The organism is Mycobacterium colombiense, from assembly GCF_001953985.1.
In the GTDB taxonomy this organism is placed as follows: Bacteria; Actinomycetota; Actinomycetes; order Mycobacteriales; family Mycobacteriaceae; genus Mycobacterium; species Mycobacterium colombiense_B.
The window spans coordinates 48495-59113 of the sequence record NZ_MBEI01000022.1 but is presented as its reverse complement, the minus strand read 5'-3'; the positions used below and the strand labels follow the sequence as shown (position 1 = coordinate 59113).

Below are 10619 nucleotides of genomic sequence, written 5' to 3'. Positions count from 1 at the left end.
CTCATGCACATACCGAACATTCGCGTTCACCCGACCGTTTACGTTGGTATCTATGGACAGCGACCGGAGTGACTCCGCCTTCACCTGGCAGGGCCGGCGCGACCTGGTGAGCCGGATGCACGACCAGCTCGATGAGCTGGTGGCGGCGCGCGACCAGATGGAACAACTGGTGCGGGTCATCGTCGAGATCGGCTCCGATCTAGACCTGGACGTCACGCTGCAACGCGTCATCAAAGCTGCGATGGAGCTGACCGGCGCCCGCTACGCCGCCCTCGGGATTCGCGCCTTCGACGGCACGCTCGTTTCTTTCGTGCACGCCGGGATCGACGCCGACACCGCGCGGCGGCTCGGCGACCTTCCAGTCGGCGACGGCCTGCGCGTCGACGATCTGAATTCCCATCCCGCGACCCTCGCGCTGGCCGGACACGAGCCGCCCATGCATGCGCTCCTTGGCATCCCGATCACCGTGCGGGCATCCAACTTCGGCAGCCTTTACCTGGCCGACGACCGGCCCGGCCGGGTCTTCTCCGACACGCAGGAAGGCGCCGTGCGCGCCATGGCCACGGCCGCCGCCGCGGCCATCGACAACGCCCGACTCTTCGAGCGCGAGCGTGAGTCAGCGAAATGGACGAAGGCCAGCCGCGAGATCACCACCGCGCTGCTCTCCGGCGACCCGCAGACGGGTCCGTTGCAGCTCATCGTGAACCGGGCGCTCGAGCTGGCCGGCGCCGAGCAGGCCATTCTGCTGGTTCCCAAGGAGGCCGAACTGCCCGCCGACCAGGTCGACACCCTGGTCGTGGCCGCGACCGCGGGCCGGTACTCGTCAGCGGTGATCGGCCGACAGGTTCCGATGGACGGCTCGACCACCGGCGGCGTGGCCCGCCGCGGCCTGCCGCTGATCACCGATTCCTTCCAGTACCCGATCGAGGGCTTCACCGATGTCGGTGAACGCTCGGCGATCGTCATGCCGCTGATCGCGGACGACGCGGTGCTCGGCGTCATCGCGGTCGCGCGCGACCCGCACCAGCCCGTGTTCGGCAGCGATTACCTCGACCTGGTCAGCGACTTCGCCCGGCATGCGGCGATCGCCCTGGCGTTGGCGGCGGGCCGCGAACACGCGCTCAACCAGGAGCTCGCCGAAGCCGACACCGTCGATGACGCGGTGAAAGCCGCCGCGGAGGAACTGCGCCGGCTCTGGCGGGCACGCCGCGTCCTGGCCGTCACCTTCCCGACGCAGACGTTGTCGACCCTGGAAACCACCTTCGGCGCACCGCAGGTGGTGTCTGTCGGCGAACCCGCGGAGTGGGCCGACCTGCCATCGGACACCCAGCAAGCGCTGAGCTCATTGCGCGACGGCGACCTGCTCACCCCCAGTGCGCCGCAACCCGGAACCGCGGGCATTGCACTGCAGCACCCCGACGGCGTGCTCGTGGTCTGGATGGATCTGACCGCGCAGCGCCCGTTCACCCTCGAGGATCAGACCTTGCTCACCGTGCTCGCCGGCCGCCTCGGACAGGGTTTGCAGCGGGTGCACCAGGTCGATCAACAGCGCGAGACCGCGCTCGCCCTACAGCACGCGATTCTGGGGCCCGCCGACTTGCCCAACGGGTTCGCGGTGCGTTATCAGGCCGCGACGCGGCCCCTCCAGGTGGGCGGTGACTGGTACGACATCGTCGATTTGGATGACGGGCGCATCGCGTTGATCGTCGGCGACTGCGTCGGCCATGGCCTCGCCGCCGCCACAGTGATGGGCCAGGTGCGCAGCGCCTGTCGCGCGCTCCTGTTCGAAAACCCAAGTCCTGGTGCAGCTCTCGCGGGGATGGACCGCTTCGCCGCGCGGCTGCCCGGTGCGCAGTGCACCACCGCGGTCTGCGCGGTGCTCACCCCCGAGACCGGTGAACTGGTCTACTCCAGCGCCGGTCATCCGCCGCCCATCCTGGTGCACGGCGACGGCAGCACCCAGATACTCGACGAGGGACACACCATCGCGTTGGGGATACGGGGCAACTGGATTCGACCGGAGGCCCATGTGACCATCCCGGCGCGTTCGACGCTGTTGCTCTACACCGACGGCCTGGTCGAACGCCGCCGGGTTCCGCTCGACCACGGCATCTCCCGCGTCGCCGGCGTCGCCCAGGATTCGCGCGCGTTGACGCTGGAGGATCTGGCGAACCAGATCATGTCTCGCGTCGCGCCGTTCGGCGGGTACCAGGACGACGTCGTGCTGCTGCTCTACCGCCACCCCGCCCCATTGGAGCTGAAGTTTCCCGCCGAAGTCAGCCAACTCGCGCCCACTCGTACTGCCCTGCGTAACTGGCTGACCCGGGCCCGGTTGGACCCCGACCAAACCCTGAACGTGCTCGTTGCCGCCGGGGAAGCCGTCGCCAACGCCATCGAGCACGGTCACCGTCATAGACCCGAGGGCACGATACGTCTGGGAGCGGTCGCGCTCGGCGACGAGGTCCAGTTGACCATTACCGACACGGGTTCGTGGAAGGCCCCGCACCCGACTTCCCGCCCGCATCGGGGCCGCGGTATTCCGCTGATGCGAAGTCTGATGCAGGATGTCGACATCCGGCCCGACACCGACGGGACCACCGTGCACCTATCCACGAGGATCACCTGATGACCACCCCGCTCACGCTCGACAGCGCGCGAGGCAGTGATGGGAAGTTCGTGCTGGTCGTCGCTGGGGAAATCGACCTGAGCAATATCGATGCGTTCAATCTGGCGTTGGCCAGCGCCGCGACCGAGGCCACCGGCGGGGAAGGGGCGTTACTCGTCGACCTCAGCGCGGTGGAGTACCTGGACAGCGCGGCGATCAGCGCCCTCGTCAGCCACGCCGACCATATCGAGGTCGTCGCTCACCCGATCCTGATGCCCGTCCTGAGGATTAGTGGCCTGAGCGAACTGACTAGCGTCCGAGCCGCGCCGACAGCGTCGGGGCACTGACGCATCAAGCACATCAACTTCGCGCCGACCGGCGGTGCCGTGCCCGGACGTTGGCCGCTGCCCCTCGACGTCGCACCCGCGAAAATCGACAAGCATCGAATACCCTTGCGGCACAGCGTAACTTCGGCGGCCCCTGGCCGAGGTCCGCGCCGCGTGCCACGATGGCGTAATGGCTAACGACGCGCTGAGCTCGGAACGGGAATTCAACGAGCAGAACATCGAAGAGTTTCGCCGCAATGGCGGCAAGGTGGGCGGGCAATTCGAGGGTTTCCCGCTGCTGCTTCTGACGTCGACCGGTGCGCGAAGCGGCGCCCAGCGGGTCAACCCGGTCGCGTACTTCGATATCGACGACAAAATCTATGTCGTCGGTTCCGCGGCGGGCCGGGACAACAATCCCGCATGGGTGCACAACATTCGCGCCAACCCCCGGGTGTCCATCGAGATCGGCTCGGAGCCTGCCAAGCCCGCGACCGCACGCGAATTACCGCGCGACGAAAGGGATTCGATTTATCCGGTGGTGGTCGAGCGCGCCCCCGGGTTCGGCGAATACCAGCAACGCACCGATCGACTCATCCCTGTCTTCGAATTGGTGACCGACTGAAGACACGGCCTGCCAACGGCATTCAAGCTCGCGAATTCGCGCACGTTAACGGGTCCAGTGCCGCACAATGATTGGCGCGGGTTTGGTCGGATGCGACCGGTCATCACCGCCCGCCTTGCCCGAACGACGAAGTGAGGTCGGCGATGAGACATTACTTGCGACGCTGCGTGATCGGCGCGGTCGCTTTCGTGTTGGCGGGGTTGCCGGTGACGGTGATCGCCACACCGGCGATCGGGCGCGCCGACGGCGAATGCGCCCCCGGTTGGGGTTGGAGCGTCGAACTGAATCAATGCGTGTTCTTGCTCCCGGCCGCCAACGGACCGGGCGGACCAGGGGGCCCGGGCGGACCAGGGGGCCCCGGCGGACCGGGCGGACCCGGGGGACCGGGTGGACCTGGGGGGCCGGGTGGACCCGGGCGTCCCGGACCACACTAGAGAAATCTCGTCTAGCTGCGCAACGCGACGCTCGCAGGGCGAACTGGCTGGTCGGCGGGGCGTGGGAACTCCACGTCTCCGCTAGTCGTTATACCGGCTAAGCAACCTGTGATTCCGAGGGGGACAGCAGCCGCATGCCACGCACCGACAACGACACCTGGGATTTGGCGACCAGTGTGGGCGCCACCGCGACGATGGTCGCGGCCGCGCGAGCCATCGCTACCAACGCCGACAACCCGCTGATCGACGACCGCTTCGCCGAGCCGCTGGTTCGTGCCGTCGGGGTGGACTTCTTCACTCGCTGGGTCTCCGGCGACCTGGTGGCCGCCGACGTCGACGACCACGAATCGGGCTGGAAGCTCGAACACATGCCCGTCGCGATGGCCGCCCGGACCCGATTCTTCGACTCGTTTTTCCAGGCCGCGACGCAGGCCGGGATCCGGCAGGCCGTGATTTTGGCGTCGGGCCTCGATGCGCGCGCCTACCGGTTGGCGTGGCCGGCCGACATGACGGTGTTCGAGATCGACCAGCCGCAGGTGATCGAATTCAAGGCCGCCACGCTGGCTCAGTTGGGCGCCGCCCCGCAGGCCGAGCTGCGCACCGTCGCCGTTGACCTGCGTAATGACTGGCCAAAGGCGTTGGTAGAAGCAGGCTTTGACAAGAGCCAGCCGACCGCATGGATCGCGGAGGGGCTCTTCGGGTACCTGCCGCCGGAGGCGCAAGATCGCCTGCTGGACAACATCACCGCACTCAGCGCTGACGGCAGTCGGCTGGCGTGCGAAGCTATTCCGGACATGTCAGAGGTAGACACGGAGAAAGCCCAGGAGATGATGCAACGGGCCACCGCGAAATGGCGTGAGCATGGTTTCGACCTGGAATTCGGCGAGCTCGGCTACCAGGGCGAGCGCAATGATGTCGCCGACTATCTGGACAACCTGGGATGGCAGTCGGACGGTATCCGGATGACCGAGTTGCTGGCCGACTCCGATCTCGATGCGATCCCGCAGACCAACGACTCGGTGTCAATGGCCGACACCATCTACTACAGCTCGGTGCTGAGCAAATGACGGCACCGCAGCGGCGGGGGCTCAACGAGGCCGTCACGCGGATATGGAGCTTCCTCGCGCCGGCATATGATCTGCCCTTTTTGCAACAGTGGGTGTACCGACCCCCGCACAACGAGGTGATCGCACAGCTTCGCAATCATGGCGCGCGCAAGATCGCCGACATCGCCTGCGGGACCGGCATTTTGAGCGACCGCATTCAGCGTGAACTGCAGCCCGACGAGATCTACGGCGTCGACATGTCCGAGGGCATGCTCGGTCAGGCTCGTGCCCGGTCGGATCGGGTGCAGTGGATGCGCGGCCCGGCCGAACAGCTTCCGTTTGCCGACGGCGCTCTCGACGCCGTCGTGACCACCTCGGCCTTCCACTTCTTCGACCAGCCGGCGGCGTTGCGTGAATTCCATCGCGTGCTGGCCCCCGGCGGCCTGGTGGCCGTCTCGGCGCTGAGTACGCGCCAACCGCGGCTGCAGTCCTCCGCGGACTCTCGGTGGAAGCCGCAACACAACGCGTCCGCGCTCGAGATGCGGACGTTGTTCGAAGACGCCGGGTTCGTGATCACCGATCAGCACCGGATCCCGCGACCGGTCTGGACGGCGCTCGTGCCCGATCTGTTGACTGTCGGCACCAAAAGCTGAGTGCAGCGCCGGGCGTGAAAACCGCTCGACGCCAACGGGTATAACCGACGACGCCCGCTTCGCCAATCGGCGAAGCGGGCGTCTTGTCAGCTATCGATCACAGCGGGATCCACACTCCGAAGAGCCAGAAGCCCCACTGGTTGAAACCGGGATCCCAGATCGGGGTTTCCTGGTAGCCCCAGTAGTTGATCGGGCCGTAGTCCCAGCGCCCACCGGGCGGGGGAAGCGGTCGATCCCAAGCAGGCCGCGGTGGCTCGCCCGCGCCCCACGGTCCGGGACCATCACCCCACGGGGCGCCATGGAAGTAGCCGCGCTGGGCGTCTCCATGCCATGGGCCACCGGGGTGAGGATCCGGTCCACCGAATCCGCCGGGAGCACCGGGGTGATTGCCAGGCCCACCGGGTCCGCCGGGGCCGCCGGGGTGATCGCCGGGTCCACCCGGGCCGCCGGGGTGATCGGGGCCGGGGCCACCCGGCCCGCCAGGGTGACCGGGGCCACCAGGACCACCGGGGCCGCCAGGACCACCCGGGCCGCCGGGGTGATCACCCGGGCCACCAGGGCCACCGGGACCGCCGGGGCCGCCCGGATCGTTGGGACCGGTGGGCGCGTGGCCACCGCCAGGCGCCGCCGGCCCGCCATGATTACCCGGAGGCTGTGGCGCCCCGGGAGCAGCGTTGGCAAACCCGGCGCCCATTCCCAGTGCCGCAGCGCTGAGCGCTCCGGCGATGGTCACCCCTCCGACAAGTTGCTTCAGCTTCATGATGCTTCACCTATCCACTAGGGATTTTTGCAAGGAAGTTCCTTGGAACACCCCCCGTTACAACCCCGACGCTAAATAGCCTTCCTATGGACCAGCTGTGACTCGCCCATGCAGAACGTTTGGCCGGATACTCGCTCGACACGGGTTTGTCACACATCCTCACCAGGGCGCAGCCGCGGCGGCGCCCTGGCACCAGGCGTTTTGCCTGCGAATCGAGGCGCTTTCCGCTGGCGCCGGGGCTGTTTGGGAAGGCTATGTTGGCTAGTCGACCGGGGGTTTTCCTCTATATGGTTGCGGCCGTGCCGAGAGCATTGCATCCCCACGAACCCCACGTCGGTTCGGTGTCGTCGAAGCTGAATTGGCTGCGCGCGGGCGTCCTGGGCGCCAATGACGGAATCGTCTCCACCGCCGGCATCGTCGTGGGGGTGGCCGCGGCCACCGCCGAACGTGCCCCCATATTGACGGCCGGCAGCGCAGGACTTGTCGCGGGCGCCGTGTCGATGGCGCTGGGCGAATACGTCTCCGTGAGCACCCAGCGCGACACCGAGAAGGCACTGTTGAGCCAGGAGCGTTGCGAGCTGCGTGAAGACCCCGTCGCCGAATTGGATGAGCTCGCCACGCTGTACGAAGCGAAGGGCCTGACGCCGGCGACCGCGCGCACCGTGGCCGAGGAACTCACCGACCACAACCCGCTGCTCGCGCACGCCGAGGTCGAACTCGGCATCAACCCCGAGGAGCTGACGAACCCCTGGCAGGCGGCATCCTCGTCGGCGCTCTCGTTCGCGATTGGTGCCCTGTTGCCGTTGGTTGCGATCCTGGTGCCACCCACGACGTGGCGGGTCCCGGTGACCGTCGCCGCGGTGCTGATCGCGCTGGTGATTACCGGTGCGGTCTCGGCCGGTTTGGGCGGAGCGCCGAAGGGCCGCGCGGTGCTGCGCAACGCCATTGGCGGCAGTCTTGCGCTGGCGGTCACGTACGTGATCGGTCATCTGGTGGGCGCCGCACTCGGCTGACGTCCAGTGACTGGAAGCGCAACTGTAATATCGACAGTTGCGGTCCTCAGCAGAGCCCGCGAATCCCATCCCGCGGAGGGTCATGCAGTGGCCGAGCCCAATATCGTGCCGGACGAAGCCCAATGGGCAGAATCGGTGCCGTACTTTGAGCGCGACGAAAAATACTTTGTGCCAACCAAAATCGCGCGCGGTGGATGGGGCCCTTCGCTCAGCGGCCACGTTGTCGGCGGACTCTTGGCGTGGGCGGTCGAGAATGCGGCTCAGGATCCGCAACTGCAACCGGCGCGGTTGACCGTCGACCTGCCCCGGCCAACGGCGTTGGCGCCGCTCGAGGTGCACACGCAGGTGCGACAGGACCGGCGTCGGTTGCGGCTGGTCGAGACCGTGATCATCCAGGACGGCGCCCCGGTGGCGCAGGCGAGCGCACTGTTTCTGCGGCGCGGCGCGCAGCCCGAGGGCCACGTCTGGTCACCACCGGTGCAGATGCCCCCGATTCCGGTGGACGAGGCCTACTCGACGCTGTTCATGCGAACCTACGGCTGGGGCGCCGATGTGCAGAACCCCGATCCCGACTGGCCCCATACCGACGGCCCCAAATACACGTGGATACACGAGACGCGCCCGTTGATCGACGACGAACCGCTCACCGCCTTCACCCGGGTGGCGATGGCCGGTGACATCACGGCCTCGATTGCCAACTGGGGCACCAACTCCCTGCAGTTCATCAACGTCGACTACACACTCACGCTCAGCCGACTGCCCGCCGGCGACCACGTCGGGCTCGCCTCGCTGACGCATCACAGTCACGACGGGGTGGCCAGCGGCTCGGCGGTCCTGGTGGACGCGAAGGGGCCGATCGGCACCGGGGTGTCCGTCGCGATCGCACACTCGGGGTTTCGTCCGCCCTCCACCGATGCTTCAGCCAGGTGAGGTCGGAAGGGTAGGCGCGGTGACGTTCTGGGCGTTGATTGCCGATGCGGCGCAGCGGGGATCGAGCCGGCCGCTTCTCGCCGATGAGTACGGACGCAGCCTGACCGCGAGTCAGCTACACGACGCCGCTTGCGTGACCGCCGCCGCCCTGGCCGAACGTGGCGTTCGCCCGGGCACCGTCGTGTCCTGGCAGCTGCCCACCACGCTGGAAACCATGGTGGTGATGGCCGCACTCGCCCGACTCGGTGCCGTGCAGAACCCGATCATCCCGATACTGCGGGAAAGCGAGGTCGGCTTCATCACCGGCCAGCTGGACACGGAATTCTTTGTGGCGGCCGAGTTTTGGCGCGGGTTCGATCATGGTGGGCTGGCTCGGGGTTTATCGGCGGACCGGGGCTTCGAGGTCATCACCCTAGACCTGGCAACGCCCCCGGCCGCCGGCGAGCTGCGGCTGCCCGGCGCCGGCGCCGAGAGCCTCCCAGCGCCACCGGCATCCGCCGACGAGGCGCGTTGGATCTACTACTCCTCGGGAACCACCGCGGCCCCCAAGGGAATCCGTCATACCGACACGTCGGTCATCGCCGGCTCGGCGGGAGTGGTGGGCATGGTGGGGGCCAACAGCAGCGACGTGGATCCGATCGCCTTCCCGATCGCACATATCGGCGGGGCCGCGATGCTGGCCACCGCGTTGCTGACCGGCATGCGGTTGGCGCTGTTCGAGGCGTTCGATCCGGCCACCACACCGTGGGCCATCGCCGCGCACAATCCGACGTTCTTGGGCACCGCGACCCCATTCTTCGTCGCCTTCCTCGAAGCTCAACGCGCCCAAGGCGATCGGCCGCTGTTCCCCTCGGTGCGGGGCTGCCTAGCCGGAGGCGCACCCATCACCGCCGAACTGGGGCGCCAGGTGCGCGAAACCTTCGGCCTGGCCGGCATCGCCAACGCCTGGGGGATGACCGAGTTCCCCTGCGCGACTTCGCCCCCGCTGACCGCCGCGCCCGAGGTGCTCGACCATACCGTCGGGCCGCCGGTACCCGGGGTCCAGGTCCGCGCGGTCGACAGCCACGGCGTCGAGCTGGGCGCCGGACAGGAAGGGGAGCTGCGGCTCAAGGGGCCCCAGTGCTTCCTCGGTTACGCCGACCCGACACTTGACGCTGATGCGTTCGACAGCGACGGCTGGTTGCGCACAGGCGATCTCGGCCTTATCGATGCCGACGGCAATGTCCGCGTCACCGGCCGCACCAAGGACGCGATCATCCGCAATGCCGAGAACATCTCGGCCCTCGAAATCGAGAATGCGCTGGCCACCCATCCCGCCGTGGCCGATGTCGCCGTCATCGGGATTCCCGACCCGCGCACCGGCGAACGCGTCTGTGCCGTCGTGGTACCCGCGACAGCCGACGGTGTGTCATTGGAATCCCTTGTGCGACACTGTCACTCACGGGGTCTCAGCCGCTACAAGCACCCCGAGCACCTGGTGGTCGTCGATACGCTGCCGCGCAACCAATTCGGCAAGGTCATCAAGAAGGACCTGCGCGACGCCTTCCGGTAAGGCGGGTCACAAACGACGTCAGCATTGGCGCCAGCGGCCCGGACGCCTACAGCCCCTTGGGCGCCTCGCGGACGGCCTGCACCGCCGCGGCATCGCCGTCGAATTCGACCTGCGCCTGTCGGCCCACGGCGAACAGCAGTAGCTCCTCGGGCGCCCCGGTCACCGTCACCGCCGGCCCCTGACCGGCGGTGAGCACCGTCTTGCCCTCCGCGGTACGCAACGCCACCCGGCCGGGCACTTTTGCGAGCGTGAACCGGGCCATCAACGGCAGGGTGCGCTGCAGCATCTTGCCCAGGGCGGGTTCCAGGGAGCGCGGCTGCCAGCCCGGTTGCGCGCGGCGCACATCCTCGTGGTGGATGAACATCTCGGCAACGTTGGCCACCGGGTCGAGCAATTTGAGCGGCGAATAGACCGGCGGGCCGGCGGCGAGCTTGCCGACCAGCTCGTCCCAGTCGTTCCGCTCGGCCACCTGGTTCTGCACCTTCTCCGTGTGGGACGCGAAGAAGGGGATCAGGATGCCGGGCGCCGCGTCGGGGCGGTACTCGCGGATCACCAGGTGGGCGGCCAGGTCCCGGGTCTTCCATCCCTCGCACAGGGTGGGCGCGTCCGGCCCGACGCCGCGCATGGTTTCCACAAGGGCGGCACGTTCGCGTTGAGCAACAGACATGGGTTCAGCCT

Annotated in this window: 10 protein-coding genes; 8 read left to right on the top strand and 2 right to left on the bottom strand. The window is 67.8% G+C overall.

The window, feature by feature from the left end; genetic code table 11:
- Nucleotides 1-52 precede the first annotated feature (52 nt).
- From A5732_RS04445 to A5732_RS04420, 5 genes are all read left to right on the top strand, one after another.
- Nucleotides 53-2626 (top strand): SpoIIE family protein phosphatase, encoded by a 2574-nt coding sequence (locus A5732_RS04445; RefSeq protein ID WP_076054027.1) that lies wholly within the window; start codon nt 53-55, stop codon nt 2624-2626.
- Entirely contained in the window at nt 2626-2952 is a 327-nt protein-coding gene (locus A5732_RS04440) for an STAS domain-containing protein (protein WP_076054025.1), read from the top strand. The genes A5732_RS04445 and A5732_RS04440 overlap by 1 nt, the downstream gene beginning before the upstream one ends.
- A 169-nt stretch (nt 2953-3121) precedes the next feature.
- The gene (locus tag A5732_RS04435) at nt 3122-3553 is read left to right on the top strand and encodes a nitroreductase family deazaflavin-dependent oxidoreductase (protein ID WP_076100959.1); all 432 of its coding nucleotides are present in this window, start codon (nt 3122-3124) and stop codon (nt 3551-3553) included.
- 568 nt (nt 3554-4121) lie between these two features.
- Nucleotides 4122-5054 carry a class I SAM-dependent methyltransferase gene (locus A5732_RS04425; protein WP_076100956.1) on the top strand — a complete coding sequence of 311 codons (933 nt, stop codon included), beginning with the start codon at nt 4122-4124 and terminating at the stop codon, nt 5052-5054.
- Nucleotides 5051-5686 carry a class I SAM-dependent methyltransferase gene (locus A5732_RS04420; protein ID WP_076100953.1) on the top strand — a complete coding sequence of 212 codons (636 nt, stop codon included), beginning with the start codon at nt 5051-5053 and terminating at the stop codon, nt 5684-5686. Before A5732_RS04425 ends, A5732_RS04420 begins: the two co-directional genes overlap by 4 nt.
- Before the next feature lie 97 nt (nt 5687-5783).
- Here A5732_RS04420 and A5732_RS04415 read toward each other — a convergent pair whose 3' ends face one another.
- Nucleotides 5784-6446, bottom strand: coding sequence for a chitin-binding protein (locus A5732_RS04415; protein WP_076054017.1), 663 nt, complete (start codon nt 6444-6446; stop codon nt 5784-5786).
- Nucleotides 6447-6733: 287 nt separating this feature from the next.
- Here A5732_RS04415 and A5732_RS04410 point away from each other — a divergent pair, with 287 nt between their 5' ends.
- The 3 genes from A5732_RS04410 to A5732_RS04400 all read left to right on the top strand — a co-directional run bounded on the left by A5732_RS04410 (nt 6734) and on the right by A5732_RS04400 (nt 9941).
- Entirely contained in the window at nt 6734-7459 is a 726-nt protein-coding gene (locus A5732_RS04410) for a VIT1/CCC1 transporter family protein (protein WP_076054015.1), read from the top strand.
- An 87-nt stretch (nt 7460-7546) separates the two neighbouring features.
- Nucleotides 7547-8389 carry a thioesterase family protein gene (locus A5732_RS04405; RefSeq protein WP_076100950.1) on the top strand — a complete coding sequence of 281 codons (843 nt, stop codon included), beginning with the start codon at nt 7547-7549 and terminating at the stop codon, nt 8387-8389.
- Entirely contained in the window at nt 8373-9941 is a 1569-nt protein-coding gene (locus A5732_RS04400) for a class I adenylate-forming enzyme family protein (protein ID WP_076100947.1), read from the top strand. Before A5732_RS04405 ends, A5732_RS04400 begins: the two co-directional genes overlap by 17 nt.
- A gap of 46 nt (nt 9942-9987) precedes the next feature.
- Here the strand turns inward: A5732_RS04400 and A5732_RS04395 are convergent, their stop codons facing one another.
- Nucleotides 9988-10608, bottom strand: coding sequence for a TIGR03085 family metal-binding protein (locus A5732_RS04395; protein ID WP_076054009.1), 621 nt, complete (start codon nt 10606-10608; stop codon nt 9988-9990).
- Nucleotides 10609-10619: the final 11 nt, after the last annotated feature.